Origin of the sequence: Mangrovivirga halotolerans (assembly GCF_026241165.1) — a bacterium.
Taxonomy (GTDB): Bacteria; Bacteroidota; Bacteroidia; order Cytophagales; family Cyclobacteriaceae; genus Mangrovivirga; species Mangrovivirga halotolerans.
The window spans coordinates 472462-490823 of the sequence record NZ_JAPFQN010000002.1; the positions used below are offsets into that span (position 1 = coordinate 472462).

Annotated in this window: 17 protein-coding genes; 9 read left to right on the forward strand and 8 right to left on the reverse strand. The window is 36.1% G+C overall.

Going from position 1 to position 18362, the window contains the following annotated elements; translation table 11 throughout:
- The first annotated feature begins 43 nt into the window (after positions 1 to 43).
- The gene (locus OO013_RS03185; protein ID WP_266055200.1) at positions 44 to 1306 is read left to right on the forward strand and encodes a 3-deoxy-D-manno-octulosonic acid transferase; all 1263 of its coding nucleotides are present in this window, start codon (positions 44 to 46) and stop codon (positions 1304 to 1306) included.
- Positions 1299 to 2222 (forward strand): ribosome small subunit-dependent GTPase A, encoded by a 924-nt coding sequence (rsgA, locus tag OO013_RS03190; RefSeq protein ID WP_266055202.1) that lies wholly within the window; start codon positions 1299 to 1301, stop codon positions 2220 to 2222. The genes OO013_RS03185 and rsgA overlap by 8 nt, the downstream gene beginning before the upstream one ends.
- Before the next feature lie 10 nt (positions 2223 to 2232).
- Here rsgA and OO013_RS03195 read toward each other — a convergent pair whose 3' ends face one another.
- The 3 genes from OO013_RS03195 to OO013_RS03205 are packed head-to-tail and all read right to left on the reverse strand — an operon-like array spanning position 2233 to position 5286.
- Entirely contained in the window at positions 2233 to 3153 is a 921-nt protein-coding gene (locus tag OO013_RS03195) for a glycosyltransferase (RefSeq protein WP_266055204.1), read from the reverse strand.
- Positions 3146 to 4363 (reverse strand): MATE family efflux transporter, encoded by a 1218-nt coding sequence (locus tag OO013_RS03200; RefSeq protein WP_266055206.1) that lies wholly within the window; start codon positions 4361 to 4363, stop codon positions 3146 to 3148. Before OO013_RS03200 ends, OO013_RS03195 begins: the two co-directional genes overlap by 8 nt.
- Positions 4360 to 5286: a GNAT family N-acetyltransferase gene (locus OO013_RS03205; RefSeq protein ID WP_266055207.1), complete on the reverse strand. Its 927-nt coding sequence runs from the start codon at positions 5284 to 5286 to the stop codon at positions 4360 to 4362. The genes OO013_RS03200 and OO013_RS03205 overlap by 4 nt, the downstream gene beginning before the upstream one ends.
- An 80-nt stretch (positions 5287 to 5366) precedes the next feature.
- Here OO013_RS03205 and OO013_RS03210 point away from each other — a divergent pair, with 80 nt between their 5' ends.
- Together OO013_RS03210 and OO013_RS03215 are read left to right on the forward strand one after the other, a co-directional pair.
- Complete coding sequence (locus tag OO013_RS03210) at positions 5367 to 6239, forward strand: EamA family transporter (RefSeq protein ID WP_266055208.1); 873 nt, start codon at positions 5367 to 5369, stop codon at positions 6237 to 6239.
- Positions 6240 to 6247: 8 nt separating this feature from the next.
- The gene (locus OO013_RS03215) at positions 6248 to 6850 is read left to right on the forward strand and encodes an IMPACT family protein (protein ID WP_305067179.1); all 603 of its coding nucleotides are present in this window, start codon (positions 6248 to 6250) and stop codon (positions 6848 to 6850) included.
- On the opposite strand, the gene OO013_RS03220 is transcribed toward OO013_RS03215, so the two are convergent.
- The 3 genes from OO013_RS03220 to OO013_RS03230 are packed head-to-tail and all read right to left on the reverse strand — an operon-like array spanning position 6851 to position 10149.
- Complete coding sequence (locus tag OO013_RS03220; RefSeq protein WP_266055209.1) at positions 6851 to 7441, reverse strand: 3'-5' exonuclease; 591 nt, start codon at positions 7439 to 7441, stop codon at positions 6851 to 6853. It abuts the gene before it with no gap.
- Positions 7422 to 8972: a Na+/H+ antiporter NhaC gene (gene nhaC / locus OO013_RS03225; protein ID WP_266055210.1), complete on the reverse strand. Its 1551-nt coding sequence runs from the start codon at positions 8970 to 8972 to the stop codon at positions 7422 to 7424. The genes OO013_RS03220 and nhaC overlap by 20 nt, the downstream gene beginning before the upstream one ends.
- 37 nt (positions 8973 to 9009) lie before the next feature.
- Positions 9010 to 10149 (reverse strand): NAD(P)/FAD-dependent oxidoreductase, encoded by a 1140-nt coding sequence (locus tag OO013_RS03230; protein ID WP_266055211.1) that lies wholly within the window; start codon positions 10147 to 10149, stop codon positions 9010 to 9012.
- 53 nt (positions 10150 to 10202) lie between these two features.
- On the opposite strand from OO013_RS03230, the gene OO013_RS03235 reads away from it, so the two are divergent.
- The 5 genes from OO013_RS03235 (at position 10203) to OO013_RS03255 (ending at position 13437) form a co-directional block, all read left to right on the forward strand.
- Positions 10203 to 10709 carry a YiiD C-terminal domain-containing protein gene (locus OO013_RS03235; protein ID WP_266055212.1) on the forward strand — a complete coding sequence of 169 codons (507 nt, stop codon included), beginning with the start codon at positions 10203 to 10205 and terminating at the stop codon, positions 10707 to 10709.
- 4 nt (positions 10710 to 10713) lie between these two features.
- On the forward strand, positions 10714 to 11196 hold the full coding sequence (locus tag OO013_RS03240) for an Mpo1 family 2-hydroxy fatty acid dioxygenase (protein ID WP_266055213.1): 483 nt from the start codon (positions 10714 to 10716) through the stop codon (positions 11194 to 11196).
- A gap of 70 nt (positions 11197 to 11266) precedes the next feature.
- Positions 11267 to 11962, forward strand: a complete 696-nt coding sequence (locus OO013_RS03245; protein ID WP_266055214.1) for a head GIN domain-containing protein — start codon at positions 11267 to 11269, stop codon at positions 11960 to 11962.
- Between the two features lie 100 nt (positions 11963 to 12062).
- Positions 12063 to 12956 (forward strand): diacylglycerol/lipid kinase family protein, encoded by an 894-nt coding sequence (locus tag OO013_RS03250; protein ID WP_266055215.1) that lies wholly within the window; start codon positions 12063 to 12065, stop codon positions 12954 to 12956.
- 19 nt (positions 12957 to 12975) lie between these two features.
- Entirely contained in the window at positions 12976 to 13437 is a 462-nt protein-coding gene (locus tag OO013_RS03255; protein WP_266055216.1) for a YciI family protein, read from the forward strand.
- 2 nt (positions 13438 to 13439) lie between these two features.
- On the opposite strand, the gene OO013_RS03260 is transcribed toward OO013_RS03255, so the two are convergent.
- Together OO013_RS03260 and OO013_RS03265 are read right to left on the reverse strand one after the other, a co-directional pair.
- Positions 13440 to 14738, reverse strand: coding sequence for an MFS transporter (locus tag OO013_RS03260; protein WP_266055217.1), 1299 nt, complete (start codon positions 14736 to 14738; stop codon positions 13440 to 13442).
- A gap of 64 nt (positions 14739 to 14802) precedes the next feature.
- Complete coding sequence (locus tag OO013_RS03265; RefSeq protein ID WP_266055218.1) at positions 14803 to 18252, reverse strand: pyruvate carboxylase; 3450 nt, start codon at positions 18250 to 18252, stop codon at positions 14803 to 14805.
- Positions 18253 to 18362: the final 110 nt, after the last annotated feature.

The window sequence follows — 18362 nt, forward strand, 5'->3', positions numbered from 1 at the left end:
TTCGGGGAATGACCATGACCCTAATTTACCTTATCTTTGCCCCATGAATAAAACAACCTACACCATAGGTATAAATCTATATCGATTCCTGATCAAATTAGCTGCCCCATTTAATAAAAAAGCGGCTAATATGATCGAGGGAAGAAAAAACTGGCGCCAAAAATTAAAAAACTCGCTTAACGATGTTAATCAGGTAAAAGTCTGGTTTCATTGTGCCTCTCTTGGAGAATTCGAACAAGCCAGGCCATTAATAGAAAAACTTTCAGGTAAGAATGTTTTTATCATTGTCAGCTTCTTCTCTCCAAGTGGCTATGAAGTGAGAAAAAACTATGAAAAAGCTGATTTGGTAACCTACTTACCTTTTGATACTAAATCCAATGCCTCAGATTTTATTGATCTAATAAAGCCTGACTTAGTTCTCTTCACTAAATATGAATTCTGGCATTATTTTCTGGAAGAGCTGAACAAGCAAAACATCCCCACTGTTTTATTTTCTGCAATATTCAGATCCTCTCAGGAATTTTTTAAACCTACAGGTGACTTTTTCAGGAACATGCTGAAGAAATTCGATTTTCTGTATGTGCAGAATGAGAAATCTAAGGAACTACTAAATAGTATAGGGTTATCAGAGAATGTTGAAATAGCCGGAGACACACGATTTGACAGAGTGATAGATGCATGTAATTCTGTAAATAAAATTTCCTTGGTAGAAACGTTTAAAGGAGAAAAAAAATTATTAGTTGTTGGTAGCAGTTGGCCGGAAGACATAAAGGCCCTGCTAAAGTTTTTTAGATCATTACCTGAAGATGTAAAAGTCATTATCGCCCCTCATGAGATATCTGAAAAAAGCATCGAAAAACTTAAGAAATCGTTACCTCATAACGCAATAAGATATAGTGAAGCATCAGAGAATAAAATTGAATCAACAGAATCTGATTTTTTAATAATTGATAATTATGGCATGCTTTCTTCTGTTTACCAATATGGAGATATCTCTTTTATTGGAGGAGCTTTTAAGGATGGTCTTCACAATATTCTTGAAGCTGCTACATTTGGAATGCCGGTAATATTCGGAAATAAAAATTACAAAAAATTTAATGAAGCGGTTTTATTAATAGATGAAGGAGGAGCTTACCCTGTAGCAGATTCTGATGAAACAGATGCTTTACTTAAAAAATTATTTAATGATAATAAGGAAAGAGAACGAATTTCTAATATCTCTTACGATTTTGTAAGAAAGAATAAAGGAGCTACCGATCAGATTCTTAAATACGTGGAAAAGATATTATATTCAGGTCATGATTGAAGGAAGAATCATTAAGTCTACCGGGTCATGGTATAAAGTATTGACCGATGAAGGAATAATTAATTCCAGATTAAGAGGTAAATACCGACTCAAAGGCTCTAAAAGTACAAATCCTCTTGCTGTAGGTGATTACGTAACAATTGATCCGGAAGATACTGAAGAAGAATCAGCAATAATCACAGAACTTAAAGAACGAAAGAATTATGTTATCAGGCAATCGCCAAAGCATAAATACAAGCACCATATAATTGCTACCAATATTGACCAGGCAATTTTAATGGTCACTCTTTCAAGCCCAAGAACTTCAGTAGGTTTTATTGATAGATTTCTGGTAGCTTGCGAAAGCTTCCGGATTCCTGCCATCCTTTTATTCAATAAAAGTGATTTGCTAGATGAAGATAATATGGAATTATTTGAGGCTATGTCTCACTTATATTCAGAACTCGGATACCCTTGCATTTTAATGTCTGCCCATGAAGATGAAGACATTTCTCCTCTTTATGCTATTCTGGAAAATAAAACTACACTTATGGCGGGGCATAGTGGAGTGGGAAAATCAACTCTACTAAATAGATTGATTCCCGAGGCTGATCAGAAAACTGCTGAAATTTCTGATTTTGCTGATAAGGGTGTACATACAACTACTTTTGCAGAAATGTTTTTTATCGATAAAAACTCCAGTATTATTGATACCCCGGGCATCAAAGAGCTTGGCTTAGTCGATATGGATGAATACGAATTGAGTGACTATTTCCCTGAAATGAGAGAAATCAGGCAGGAATGTAAATTCAATAATTGCACTCATATAAACGAACCAGGTTGTGCAGTTAAAGCTGCAATAGAAACTGGTGAAATAAGTGAAAGTCGATATTTTAGTTACTTGAGTATTTTAGAAGACGAAGACAACAGAAGATAGCTATATTAATTTATTGCATTCTACTTAAGAAAATATGAGCATAATATCTCCAGGATTTCTTTTTATCCAGGTTATGTTCCTTATAAATTTCAGCCAGCTCTCTTAGTTCTTTTTTTAGCATACGACGGTAACACAGTCTCATTTCGTACTCCAGGCGTTTATTAAAAGCATCATGATCATCAGAGGGCTCCATCAGATCAGATTGTACTTTCTTACAGATCCTAACCATAGAACTAGCATGCATCTTATGATAAACCGGGTTATTTGACTGAGAACCTATAACAGTTCTTTTTTGAACCAAAGGCTCTTGAGAACTACAAAATGAGGTGATTTTTGCTGCCCTTAACCAAAAGTCAAAATCTTCAAACGATAATGATTCATCATATCCACCCAATTTTTCTACTACTTCCTTTCTGACCATCATAGTAGGTGGACAAATGAAATAACTTCGGAGAATAAGATTAAACAAATCACCTTCGGGAAAAGGATCAGGAAAATATTCAAGCGGTAAATTTTTAAGCGACTTGCTATGTTGACCTATCAAGCAGCTTTTTTCATCAATATATTCAGCATCAGAATAATGAAATCCAAAATCAGCCCCATACGATTCCAATTTTTCTACCCCTCTTTCAATCCTTTCCGGTAACAACACATCATCTCCTGCCAAATCGATCACATAGTCACCATTGCTAAATTCAAATGCCAGATTAAACGCTTTACAATTTCCAATATTGTCCTCAAGACCGATAAATTCAACATCAAGTTGATCACAAATATTTTTAAGATATAAGTTTGAACCATCGCTACTTCCTACATCCACAACAATAAGTTCAACTTGAGAATATGTCTGGTTGAGAACAGAATCGATAGCCTCTTTAACCCAATCTCTCTGGTTATAACATATTAAAATGACTGTGACCAAACTACCCATTTCTAAAAGTTTCTCTTCTGAATATATAAAAACCCAGTGACATTACGAATTGTGTTGTGCAAACTAAAAGAAACAAAATCGCAACGTTTTCTACGTTAAAAACAGATTTATAAAGATATATCAATCCTGAAATATGAATAAATGACATTAATAAGAGAATTATCAGATAATCTCTCCAGAGTTTTTCCTTTAAAAAAAGTAATGAAAATAATTGTGCCAGTGACCGTAAGACAAATCCACTTACGATGAAGTAATAAAGCTCTGCCCGATAAATTATTTTACCGGAAAAAAGTATTATATGGATGTATTCACTAAAAAATACTATAATCATCGCTCCGACAGGAAATAAAATAGATAGAACCAAAAAATACCGCCAGACATATTGCAATAATACAGCCCCCTTTTTTCTACTAATTTCGGGTATGTAAAAACTATTGTAAATAGTAATTGCTATTAGCTGAATATAAAACCCGGTGGTCGAAGCAGCCTGCCAGGCTCCGGCAGCCGACAGATCTGTAAATTCCTTTACCAGGTTCCTTTCCGCCAGAAAAATAAACTGAGTTAATATAACAGCGAGTACCGATATTCCGATATACGGTCTCGTTATCTCATAAAAAGACCTGAAGTACTTCCTGAACTTAAATGAAATGATTTTCCTTTGGCTTATGAAAGCAAGTAGAATAACAAGTACCCTTAAAATAATAAGAGAAATTATTCCATAATACCAGTCCATCCATGCTATTATCGAAACAGCTGCACCTGTAATTATTACATTCAATAGATACCCCTTGAATTGAAGGTCAAAACGACCGTGAAATATTAGCTGTGTCTCAATCACTGTTAGAATCACATAGAATGGGAGAATCCCTATTGAAAGAAAGATCAGCATCAATAAGTCCATTTCAAATCCATCAAAAAGAATTGGACTAAATATTAAAGCAAAGAAAGCAAGAAAATAACTGGTGAGTGTCGCAAGGACAACAAGGTATCCTGAAAAAGGTCTACTCTTTTCCCCACCCCTTCCGAGATAATGATGTAAACTTTGGCTGTAGAAAGTATTTACCGGGGCCAGACACAACTGAAAAAAATTAAGTAAATGGGATAAACTAAGCAGTGCTACACTACCGCCTAACACGCTGAATAATTTGTTAATTCCAACCTGAAATAACCCCTTTAATATTTGCGTAAAAAATGGTAAAAACTTCTTCAAACTGACTTTATCCAATTTAATTTGGTGGATGCCTCACCTCCTACCGAAGATTTAAAATCTGCCAGTTGGTTTTGAACAAACGAATTTTGCATTGATGATCCAAGATCAATATAATTAAAGCCCCGTTCCTTCAAAATTTTCGATTGATGCAAAAGCATAATCACATACGGACTGTACTTCCTGAAATCGGGATCATATGCTGGATAAAAATTGTAAACGACTTCACTACTTATTATTAATGAAATACATCTGGCAGTAATTTCCTCCTTTTTATTTTCCAACGTAAAAAACATATGATTATCAGGAAGGTTTTCCAGTTGGTCTTTTAGCTGTTCTTTAGTTAGGCTCAACTTATAATTCTTTTTATCCCTGAACTCTTTAATAAAATCGAAATATTCTTCCCAATGATCTTTAGAGTGCTCAATTAATTTAAAATCATCAGCATACTTCAACCTGTTACCGTGTCTCCCCTTCTTATATTTATTAAAATTATCCTCCTTATTCAGGTCCAGGTGGTGATTTATATGCATTTCATTAATCTCAAAACCCTGTTCCTTTAACAGAACACTAACCCAGGGTGTGATTTCTGGGTATAAAAATTCAGGATGCTGTCTGATTATGATCTTATCGCAATGTACTTGTTTGGCAACCACAACGCTTTGCTCGATGAAAGAACGGAGAATTTCGGTACCGGGAAAAGACTTCAAATAAAACCCTCCATAAGAAGCACAATAACCAGATATTAACTCATCTTCGTGGACTGTAAAAGAAATCTGGCCAAAAAGCTCATCTCCTTTTCTTAATATTAGTCTAATTGCATAACTGTTTTTACACTGGATATATTTATCAGTTTCGAAAACGGGAAATCTTTCCAATTTCAGATCCTCCGATGCATCAATTATATCAAATGACCACTTTTTCATTATCTAAAAATCATTTAGCTAAAATAAAATATAACCTCCAATAACTACCACCTTTGAAATTTTAAATCATAATTTTGAGCATGCTTTATTTGATTATAGTCATTTTTCTCAATGTATACATTTTTGTATGCTTTAAGGAGTTTGGTAAACGAAATATAACTTTACTCCCTGCACTAACAATTAATTACATAACCTGTGGTATTGTAGGATTGATTCTTTCAGTCGATTCTATTAAAACAATTAACGTGGTCGATTCTGACTGGTCATACTTCGCTTTAGGGTTAGGATTTATTTTTATTTTTACTTTTTTCCTGATGGCTGCTGCTACCCAAAAAACCGGTGTCGCCGCAGCAGGTATGGCGACCAAAATATCCCTTGTAATTCCGGCATTCTTTTCTCTTTACGTATTTAAATACCAGGGAAGCGATCCTAACTTTTTTAAGATATCAGGAATAATTCTTGGTATTTGTTCTATAGTTCTGGTGAGCCTTTCCAGAAAAAAACAAAATCAGAAAGTAGTTAATAAGTGGGTCTATTTACTACCTGTCGGGGTATTTTTATTCTCAGGAGGGCTGGACACGTCTTTAAATTACGCTAACAGATTTCTATTGGCTGAAAGTGAACAAAAGATTTTCCCGGTAGTGATTTTCTTTTCTGCAGGAATATTTGGCCTGATCGGATCGTTGATTAAAAAGCAAAAGTTTGATTTTAAAACTATAGCCGGAGGAGTTTTACTAGGGATTCCAAATTACTTTTCAATATACCTGCTCCTAAAAGCATTATCCTCATTTGGAAACGACGGATCATTTGTCTTCCCTTTTATTAATATTTCCATAATTGGATTAAGCGCCATTGTAGGTAAATTCTTTTATGATGAGGTTATCAGTTTAAAGAAAGCTGTTGGAATTGCTATGTCAGTGATTGCTATTTTATTATTATCGATAGGAAATTAAGATATTGTATGTCTGAAATTAATGATACATATAAAACGATAGCTGGTTCTTCGGAAGGTTTTTACAAAGAAAAAGGATCTAAATTCATTTCATATGCCTTTCCTGTCAATTCTGAGGAGAATGTAAAGCAGCATTTAGATGATCTTAAGAAACAATACCATGATGCCAGGCATCATTGCTATGCGTACCTTATTGGTGTAAATGGAGAAATATTCAGATCTAATGATGATGGTGAACCTAACCATTCAGCAGGAGATCCTATTCTGGGGCAAATAAAATCATTCGAACTAAGCGGAGTATTGGTTGTGGTCATCAGGTATTTTGGGGGAACAAAATTAGGTGTTGGAGGATTAATAAATGCTTATAAAACTGCAGCCCAGGAAGCACTGAACAATGCGACGATCATAAAAAAAACACTTACTGAAAGAATAGGCATCCATTGTGAGTACCCAATGCTAAATGACGCCATCAGATTTTTCAAAGACAAAAATCTTGAAATCGTAAACCAGGAATTAATGATCGATTGTAAATTATGGGCAGATGTCCCTCTTTCTGACGCTCCACAGATCAAAGAAGATATAAAAAATTACCACAAGCTTAAATTAATCTGATCATTTATTTACATCAGAGAAATCATACTGATATAATTTCTCATATATCTTCAGGCAGATCCAGGCATCAGTAGCAGCATAGCTTATTTGTTTCTCTGTAAGCTCCTCTCTCTCCCAGTTGGAAGTCTGTGCTGATTTACTGATTCGAAAGCCTAAAAGCATAGCAGAAAGATTCCTTGCACCTGTATTATGAAATCCTGCTTTTTTAGCCAATTTATTCAGATCTAGAAATTCTTTAGGTTTAGCTACTCCTATTCTTCTCAAATCGTTCAGATCATCATCTATGCCTATACCAATTTTTTCAATATTCTCATCCTCCAGAATCTTCCTGAGTTCTTTAGGTACATCTCCTTTCGGAAGTCTGAACAAATAAACTTTATCGTCTGTAGCAAGCTGAACAAGAGCTATGGGATTTTTAATCCCTTTGGTGAAGGAAGGCTTGGACTCTGTATCAAAGCCAATCAGAGGGAAATCTTGAATTTCAGCTACAGCCTTTTTATATCCTTCAGGTGTATTAATAATTTCCACCTCTCCATCATATGCATGAAGAGGAAGAGCATTCACTTCATCTTTACTTATTTTCTTCTGCATATTCAGGGGCTTTTACTTCTTCGTCCATCTCCTTTTTTTCCTCTTCAGAATATTTTCTGATCTTGACATCAAGAACGCCAAATAATATGGTCATAAACGGACTAATAATATTAAAAAAACAATAAGGGGCATATACTAATGTTGCGACACCAAGCACTCCTGCCTGCGTAGCACCACATGTATTCCATGGAAAAAGAACAGATGTCACAGTACCACTATCTTCAAGTGTTCTACTTAGAACCTCAGGTTTAAGATCTTTTTCTTTATATGTTTTCCTGAACATTCTTCCTGGCACAACAATTGCCATATATTGATCTGAGGCGGTACCATTGAAAAAAACACAGGTTGCTGCCGTGCTAAATATGAGAGATCCTGTTGATTTAGCTAGTTTGATGATTTCATCAGCAATTCGTTTTAAGAGTCCGCCCGCTTCCATCATTCCACCAAAAATCATCGCACATAAAATCAACCATATTGTATTTAACATACCAGCCATACCTCCTGTTGAAAGTAAGTTGCTAACCTTCTCATTAGTTGAGGAAATAGAAACATCACCATACATACTTTTCATTATGGCTGCGAAATAAATTGCTAAAGGGGAATCACCTTCGAGCTCTTTTATACCAGGCGCATCAAGTCCTCTCAAATTAGCTAATATAGATTTACCCAATTCAAAAACCTGGTCATTTTGAAAGATCAATGCAAAAACTGCTCCTAGTAACGTTCCTAATAGTAAAGCAGGAAGTGCTTCAACTTTTTTAATGATAAGAAAAATTACAGCAACTGGAACAAGAAACAGCCATCCGTTAATATTAAATTGTGCCTTAATTGCTTCCTGGACTGCTTCAACTTCTATCATACTCCCACCAGCATCTATATTTAACCCGATGATTGTAAAAATAATCAGCGTAATTATAATACTCGGAATAGTGGTAAAAGCCATATATCTTATATGAGTGAATATATCAGTTCCTGCCATCGCAGGAGCTAGATTGGTCGTATCAGATAAAGGAGACATTTTATCACCAAAATAAGCCCCGGAAATTATAGCGCCCCCTGTTAGCCCAATATCAATTCCAAGTGTCTTTCCTATTCCGATCAGAGCAACTCCGATTGTGGCAATTGTAGACCAGCTAGAACCCGTTGCCAATGACACAATTGCACTAACGATACAAGCTGCAGCCAGAAAGTAGGATGGTTTCATTATATCAAGGCCATAATAGACCATTGCCGGAACTACACCACTTAGCATCCATGTGCCAGCGAGAGCACCAATAACCAATAATATTAATATTGAAGACATCGCAGCACTAATACTTTGTACTGTCTTATCAAGAATAGCTTCCCACTTTACCCCCAAATACAAAGCAATTACTGCCGCTAAGGCCGCTGAAAACAATAATCCGATCTGATTAGACCCATCTAAAGATGCATCACCGAAGATTCTAACATTAAGAAATAGTATTGTAGTTAAAAAAATGACAGGAAAAAGTGCCAGTAAAAAATGAGGCCGTTTAATTGTATTAGTCATATACGTCTAAGCTATCTAATAAAAATAATCTTCGAATTTAATCGTTTAATACTATTTCTGCTAATTTTTTCCCCAAACTACTTCCAATAGCTACTCCCATACCGCCCAATCTTACTGCGGTCCATACTCCTGCTGACTCTTTTTTAATGACTGGTTTCTTATTTGGCCCAAACCCCATTATACCAGACCACTCATATTCTATTTTCGGACTATAACCCGGTGATATTATTTTGTTTAGATCATCTATCAATTGATTTTTTATTTGATCATTAATGCCAAAATCTGTTGTCTCCTCGCCAGAATAATCTAGATTTCTTCCCCCTCCAATTAAAATTCTATCATCAATATTTCTGAAATAAAAATATCCCCTGTCATAATGAAAAGCACCCTGAAATTTTAATCCTTCGACAGGTTCTGTAACCATAACCATACCCCTGCCAGGCTTAATATCAATATCGGGTAAAAGCGGTTTAACAAAAGCATTATTACATATCAGTACTTTGGGAGCTTTAAATTTAATTGTGGCAGAATGATCAAATGGCACTCTCACGCTCACTTCAACGGGTTCAGTAGTTTTATTAACTTCTATTACCTCAGCACCAGTAATTATATCTACGTGTTTATTCTTCACATAATTGGCTAGAGACCTCATCATCATACCAGGATGAAGCTGTCCTTCCAATGGATTAGTAATTATTGTCTCGACCTTATCTGAATTAAATCCAAAAATGTCAATCAGCTCTTTGTCTTCGTGAAACACATTTTTATTAAAGAGTGGGTGTAAGAGTTTATTTATTTCACTCATTCGGTTCAGACAGTCATAATCTTCTGTTTTAATCAACTCATAGCCACCGTGTTCTTCATAACCTATTTTATCATCGCCAAGACGCTTACGCAATCTCTCAAGACCTCTCCATCTGGTTTCAACCAGTTCTGCAGCGCCCTCCGGAGATAAAGTTTCGAGGTCATCAAGTATTTCAGTCAAGCTTCCAAAACAAGCAAATCCTGCATTTTTGGTGCTTGCTCCGCTTGGCAATACACCTCTTTCAAGTATTTTGATCTTTAGCTTATGATCTTTTTCAATTAAAGCCGCTGCTGTTGACAGACCTGTTATCCCTCCACCAATTATTATGATATCCGCATCGATCATCGCAGACTTTTCCCAAAAGCTTAGCATCTATTTTTATTATTTATGTATATTTCGGATAAAGAAAAATCAAACTATTCACTATGTTAAATCAGGACCAGCTTTTTGAAAAAGCTAAATCATCCAGTCTATATAGAAAAATACTAAATTCAGTATTATATAAAATGGTACCTTTTAATAAACCTCATCGATTTCAAATTGACAAGATCGATGATGATTCAATAACGGTAAAGTTACCATATATAAAAAGAAATTTTAACCATATTAAAGGTGTTCATGCATGTGCCCTGGCTACAGTTAGTGAATTTTCCAGCGGAGCCTTACTTTTGAGGAAGCTAGGCAGAAAGTACCGAATTATTCTTCAGAAGCTTGAAATGGAATATCATTACCAGGGGAAAAGTGACTGTTATGCGACATTTTCAGTTGATGATAATTGGTTAAAAGAGAATGTTTTTTCTCCATTAGAATCTGAAGAAAAAATAGTTGTTCCATGCATCGTAAAAACTTTTGATTCAGATGAAAACCTGATCAGTACAGCCACAATTAAATGGCAAATCAAATCATGGGATAAAGTCAAAACTAAAGCTTAATAATATGAGAAGAATAGACCAGTTGCTAATAGAATATGGGGCAAGCCATAAAAATGACACCAATAAGACCATTCACTGGATTTGTGTTCCAGTAATATTTTTTTCAATTGTCGGTCTGATTTGGAGTATACCTTCAGGACCCTTGAAAGGTATTGAAGCGGGAAGTTTAACTCCATATGTAAACTGGGCTACTATCATATTACTTCTGGTATCTGTTTATTATTTCTCTCTGTCAGTACCTCTTGCCATAGGAATGCTGATCTTTGGCGCAATATGTCTTTTCCTTTGTAATTTATTAGAGTCAATTCTACCTATGCCTTTATGGATGTTTAGTATTGGAATATTTATTCTTGCATGGATAGGTCAGTTTATAGGGCATAATATCGAAGGAAAAAAACCATCCTTTCTTAAAGATCTGCAATTTCTTTTGATCGGTCCGGCTTGGTTAATGCACTTCATTTATAAGAAGTTAAATATATCCTACTAATATTTTTTAAAGCAAATGCAACTATTAAACTAAATTGATCATCTTTCAAAAAAAGCTAATAATTTATATCATGAAAACTAAAATACTTACTGCATTTGCAATCATTTTGACTTCATTCATGGGTATTCAGGCTCAAAGCATTAATAATCCGGATGACTTTGAGGAAGTTTCAATTTCTTTACCAGCTACTGTTTACCTTAGTACAGGTTCAACTAGTATTCGATTTGAAGGCGATTCTGAGGATATTGAAAAATTAGAAACAGAAATTAAAAATGGAAAACTAAATATAAGAAGGAAAGGGAACAGTAAGTGGGGCTGGTCTGATGATATGGATGAGATAAAAATCTATATAAGCACACCTAGATTGAACTCCGTAAATTTATCAGGTTCAGGCACTATAAAAGGAGAATCCACATTCAAAACTGATAATATGAGAATATCTTTAAGCGGATCAGGGGATATAATTTTGGAAGTTGAATCTGAAAATATAAAAGTAGATCTTGCTGGTAGTGGTGATATTACATTAAGTGGTTCAGCAAGAGAAGCTACAGCTAAGGTCGCTGGATCTGGAGATATTGACATGAAAAAAATCAAAGTTGAAACCATGGATATTTCTATTGCCGGTAGCGGAGACATTGTAGCATGGGTCACTGGCACTCTAAACTGTAATATTTCGGGAAGCGGAGATGTGGAATACAAAGGAAACCCTGAAAAAGTAAATAGTAAAACAATGGGAAGTGGATCTGTTGAAGCAATAAATAATTGATCGTCTTTCATAAGTAAAAAATTATAAAGGGGCCGGTGTGGTCCCTTTCTTTTTAATATAATTATTTAAAATATATTCAGGCACTGTATATTTGCTAAACATGAACAGTACCTGGATTATATTAAACCCAAACGCCGGAACTAAGGATAAAACATTAATTCCTGATATTGAAGCAAAGGCTAAATCCATCCGGAAGTCTTCTGGTCCGAACCTTTTTAAAACTCAATATCCCGGCCATGCCTCGGAAATAACAAAAAAGGCAATCAAACAAGGTGTCGAAAAAATAATTGCTGTTGGTGGAGATGGAACTGTTAACGAGATCGCAAAAGAACTTGTTCATTCTAAAACAGCACTTGCAATTATACCTGCTGGCTCAGGAAACGGCTTAGCCAGGCAATTAAAAATTCCTATGGGCAGACAAAAGGCCTGGGAGACAGCCATAAATTCAGAAAAAACAGCTATCGACAGCCTCGAAATTAATGGTGAAGCATTTTTTTGTACTGCCGGATTCGGTTTTGATGCATTTGTAACACATGAATTTCACAACATGCCCGAACGTGGATTGATGAGTTACGCTAAAGCATCAGTCGGTTCCTATTTTAAGTTCCCGGATCAAAACTTTGAGATCCTTCAGCCAGGAAAAGACCGAATTATTGTGGATGCAATCGGTGTCACAATTGCAAACGCTGGTCAATATGGAAATAATGCCTGGATAAGTCCGCTTTCTGATATTAGAGATGGTAAAGCTGAACTGGTTATTTTAAAGAAAATGCCTTCCTATTTATTACCAGGTTTTCTTTACAAACTATTTCAGAAAAAATTAATCCCGGATAATTATTACAGCACAATAGAATTGTCAAAAACATTCACTATCAAAACTGACTGTAATTTTTTACATGTTGATGGAGAGGTAATACCACTTGAAAAAGGATATAGAACTTACAAAATTAAAATTCTACCAAAATCCTTAAATATAATTCCGGGAAAAATTTAAATTATAGAAAAAATCAATCATGAAACCTCTTATATCCACACTGGTTCTATTCTTTTTTTTATCCCTGGCTATATCTGCCCAAAATAAACCTGTTTTAGAATATGACTCTTTGAGCACAGAATCTCTCGGGGCAGATGATTACGGAATGAAAAAATATGTTATGGCTTTTTTAAAAAAAGGACCTAACCGAAATCATTCAGAGCAGGAAGCAGCAGAGTTACAACAGGCTCATCTCGAAAACATAAAAAGAATGGCACAAAATGGTGACCTTGTTCTAGCGGGACCTTTTATAGATGATGGTGACATCAAAGGAATATATATTTTTAATGTAGAAACAATTGAAGAAGCCAAAGCCCTTACTGAAACTGATCCGGCTGTAAAAGCGGGGAGATTAATAATGGAATTGCATCCCTGGTACGGAACTGCGGCACTCCTTAAAGTAAATGAGATTCACAATATCATTAAAACGGATGAATTTTAATTTCAGACTTCTTTTAAATTAAATGCAAAACCAATAGAAGCGATCATCATTAACATAAAAAAACCAATTTGTGCCTGATTGGATAACACGGATGAAATCACTCCAAATGTAGCCGCCAATACAGTAAACAACCCAATTAATGTATTCGATAAGGAAACATAAGTTGGTCTTTCATCTTCAGGAGCCATATCTACCAGGTAGGTTTTTCTGCTTAAACGTGCTCCTGCGTGGGCTACATTATTAAATAAAATCACAGGCGCAAATAAATATATCTCATATTTATCAAAACCAAACAACGGATAAAGCAAACTATAAATTCCGGTAATAATCCCTATGGATGCAACTACCGCCATCATCTTCCTGCTTGACCGGTCTGCAAACTTACCCCACAGAGGACTGCTAACCACATTAGCGATACCAGATAAAACTACCAATAAACCCAGATTTGATATCGAATCACCAGTATATTCTTTAGCAAGAACCACATAAAAAGGAGTAGCAAGAGGAATACTCATCAGCAAAGCTCGGGTAATAATAAACTTCCTGAAATTATCATCCTTCTTTAAAATATTTAATCCGGTTTTGAATTCTTTAATAGGGTTTCGTCCTCCCTCTGTAGCTCCAGGTTGCTCCTTAATTACATAAAAAAAATATGCGGCCCCAATCCATAAAATCGATGAGATACCAAATAATGCTGCATATATTTTAACATTTTGTGATCCTGCGATAAATAAATGCAAAACCACACCTGCTCCTAAAGATAAGGCTCCTCCGATAGTTGCTCTTGCTCCAAGCATCTGGCCCCTTAAACCTTTGTCAATAGTTTTTCCGGATACATCCTTAAAAGCAACCGAGGCAACCCCACTAGCCACACTAAAAATCAAAAACAAAAACAAGATCAACCAAGAAATCCAGCTACTATTGACCAATACCAAACCAGCAGAAATTCCCATACAAGCAGCCTGTACCAGTGATGCAAAAGCCCAATAATTCTTTCTTATTTTCTTAGCTCTGATCTTTCCGGAAATAACCAATTGAGGTAAAAGGGATCCGATATTTTTGAGAGGTACAGGCACACCCGTTAGAAAAGCCTGGCCTCCCAGGGTAGAAATGATCCAGGGAAGAGTGATTCCAGGTGAAATTAGCGCTTCAGCTAGCTTAGAGCATGCTCCGTTGGCAACAAACTTTAAATAATTGCCTGGCTGCTGATTACAAGCTTCCTCTTTTATCTTGTCACACGATCTTACTTCCCCTTCTTCTGTTATGTAATCAAAAACTTTTTCCTTGATAGTTGTTTCCATATTTCCCCAACAAGGTTTAGTTACTTTATGTTATAAAAAAAGAGGCCGAAGCCTCTTAATTTTATCAACCTAGTTCGACTACGAGGTCATCTTGCTGAACCATCGCACCTGGTTCCAGGTGTACCTTATTTACCACTCCGGATTTTGGAGCAGTTACATTTGATTCCATTTTCATAGCTTCAATTACAAAAAGAACCTGTCCTTCCTCTACTTTCTCGCCGCTTTTTACTTTAACATCGGCAAGTCTTCCTTGCAGTGGAGCTCCAACATCGCTTTCTTTCTCGATCTTTTTATTAACTACAATCTGAGATTTGGCATCATTATCTTTCACAAGGATCTTTCTGCTTTGACCATTGAGTTCAAAACTTACCGTTCTTAATCCTTTCTCATCAGGTTCGGAAATATAAAGTAAGGTAACTATTAGAGTTTTACCCCTTCCAATAGTAACAAGAATCTCCTCTCCAGTCTTCATTCCATAGAAGTAAGCTGTTGAAGGCAGATAATCTACATTCCCGTATTTATCTCTGAACTCGTAATAATCCTTGTAAACTTTTGGATATAGCTTATAAGAAAGGAATTCTTTGAATGAAACATTGTCATCAAATTCCTTTTTGAATTCCTTAAACTCATTGTCAAAATCTATCGGTTCCAGGTGTGCATTCGGACGATCATGGAAAGGCTCCTCATTTTTAAGCACTAATTCACTCAATTTATCAGGGAATCCACCATGAGGCTGTCCTAGTTCACCCTTGAAAAAGGAAACTACAGAATCAGGAAAAGATATACTATTACCTTTTTCAATTACATCTTGCGGGGTTAAATTATTAGAGGTCATGAAAAGAGCCATATCACCTACTACCTTTGATGATGGGGTCACTTTGACAATATCTCCAAACATTCTGTTTACTTCAGCATAATTCTTTTTGACCTTTTCGAATTTTTCTTCCAGGCCTAGAGCCCTTGCCTGAGGTCTTAAATTTGAATACTGCCCTCCCGGGATTTCATTTTCATACACCTCTGCCGTACCTGCTTTTAAACCAGATTCAAAAGGATAATAATATTCTCTAACCTCTTCCCAGTACCTGCTGTAAGCATTTAGGCTTTCCAAATCAAAATCAGGTTCTCTTTCGTGATCTTCAAGAGCAGCTACCAATGAATTGAAATTAGGTTGAGAAGTTAATCCACTCATGGAGCTAAGAGCTACATCCACGATATCCACACCCTGCTCAATAGATTTCATATAAGTTGAAGCCTGGATAGATGAGGTATCATGCGTATGTAAATGAATTGGAATGTCAACAGCCTCTTTTAATGCAGGTATCAATTCTTCAGCAGCATAAGGTCGTAGTAAACCAGCCATATCTTTTATCGCAAGAAGGTGGGCTCCACAGTCTTCAAGCTTTCTCGCCATATCTATATAATATTGGAGGTTATATTTGCTGTCCTTATCCAAAACATTACCTGTATAACAAATAGCCGCTTCTGCTAAGGAATCAGTTCTTTCTGATACAGCCTTAATACTGGTTTTCATATTTTCAACCCAATTCAATGAATCGAAAATCCTGAATATGTCAATACCAGTTTCTGCAGATTCCTCTATGAACTTAATTATCAAATTATCAGGATATGCTTTATAGCCAACCCCATTAGAACCTCTTAAAAGCATTTGTAGCAATATATTCGGAATTGCCTCTCGAAGTTGTCTTAAGCGATCCCATGGATCTTCTTTCAGGAACCTGTAGGCTACATCAAAAGTGGCACCACCCCAGACCTCCATAGAAAATACATTCGGATTGTTTTTAGCAAATCCCTCTGCCACCTTCATCATATCATGGGTCCTGAAGCGGGTAGCTAATAATGATTGATGAGCATCTCTGAAAGTCGTGTCAGTAAATTTGATCTCCTTTTCATTCTTTAACCACTCAATAAATTTATCGCGGCCCAGCTCATTAAGTTTATCCTTACTACCCTTAGGATGAGCTGAAAACTTAGGATAATCAGGGATCTTAGGTGTTACAAAAGTTTTAGATCTATCAACAAATTTTACATCCGGATTACCATTGATAGTAACATCTGCCAGATAGGACAACATCTTTGTTCCCCTGTCAAATTTGATTCCGATATTAAATAGCTCCGGGTGATCTTCAATAAATTTTACAGTGGCTTTGCCTGAGTAGAATATTTCATGGTTAATGACATTTTCAAGAAAACCAATATTGGTTTTAACTCCCCTGATCCTAAACTCCCGCAATGCTCTGTGTAATCTCTGAGCAGTACCTTTTAAAGTTCTTCCACTTGCAGAAATCTTCACAAGCATACTATCGAAGAAAGGAGATACTTTTACACCCGTATAGCAGTTTCCAGCATCTAGCCTGATCCCATATCCACCGGCACTACGATAAGCGATAATTGTACCGTAATTAGGTTTAAAATTATTTTCAGGATCTTCGGTAGTCACCCGGCATTGGATGGCATAACCTTCACATTTGATATCGTCCTGGCTCTTTATAAAAATCCTCGGATCTGCAAGAGCGTATCCGCGAGCAATTTGGATTTGTGACCTGACAATATCAATCTGGGTGATTTCCTCTGTAATAGTGTGCTCTACCTGAATTCGTGGATTAACCTCTATAAAGAAAATATTTTCCTCACTATCTACCAGGAATTCAATAGTTCCGACATTGTTGTAACTTACATTTTCGGCGAGCTTAAGTGCATAACTATATAGTTTATCCTTTGTTTCTTGTTTGATACTAACACAAGGAGCTACTTCTACCACTTTTTGAAAGCGTCGCTGAACAGAACAATCTCTTTCATAAAGGTGAACTGTATTACCATAGTTATCAGCCATGATCTGCACTTCGATATGCTTGGGCTTGTCTATGAATTTTTCCAGAAAAATGGTATCATCACCAAACGCATTCTTTGCTTCATTCTTTGCTTCGTGATATGCCACCTCAAGCTGCTTATCATTCTGGACAACCCTCATTCCTCGTCCCCCGCCTCCGGCGGCAGCTTTAACAATTACCGGATAGCCAATATTATTTGCTTCCTTCTTTGCTATTTCATAAGAACTCAGTTCTTCTCTAGAATCTTGAATGATTGGTACATTGCTTTCAATAGCTACCTTTTTAGCCTCAACCTTATCACCAAGCTTTTCCATTACCTCAGGCGTTGGACCAATAAAGATAATTCCTTCTTCACGACATCTTCGTGCAAAGGTGGTATTCTCGGACAAAAAGCCATAGCCCGGGTGGATGGCATCCACACCTTCTCTTTTAGCTACACTGATTATCTCTTCAATATCAAGGTATGGTTTTAACGGGTCATCGTCTGAACCTACCTGATATGCCTCATCAGCTTTGTACCGATGCAGAGAATATCTGTCTTCGAATGTAAAAATTGCAACTGTTCTGATATTTAATTCTGACGCTGCCCTGAATACCCTTATCGCGATCTCTCCCCTGTTGGCAACGAGAATCTTCTGAATTTTGTGTATTTGTTGATCCTCCATGTGTATTGTTATGAAATTGGAATGCTGAATTTAATGATAATGTCAAGATTTCAAAAGAACTTAACCCCTAAGAGTTAATTGACAACAAAAATTTACAAGAATTAAAAAAA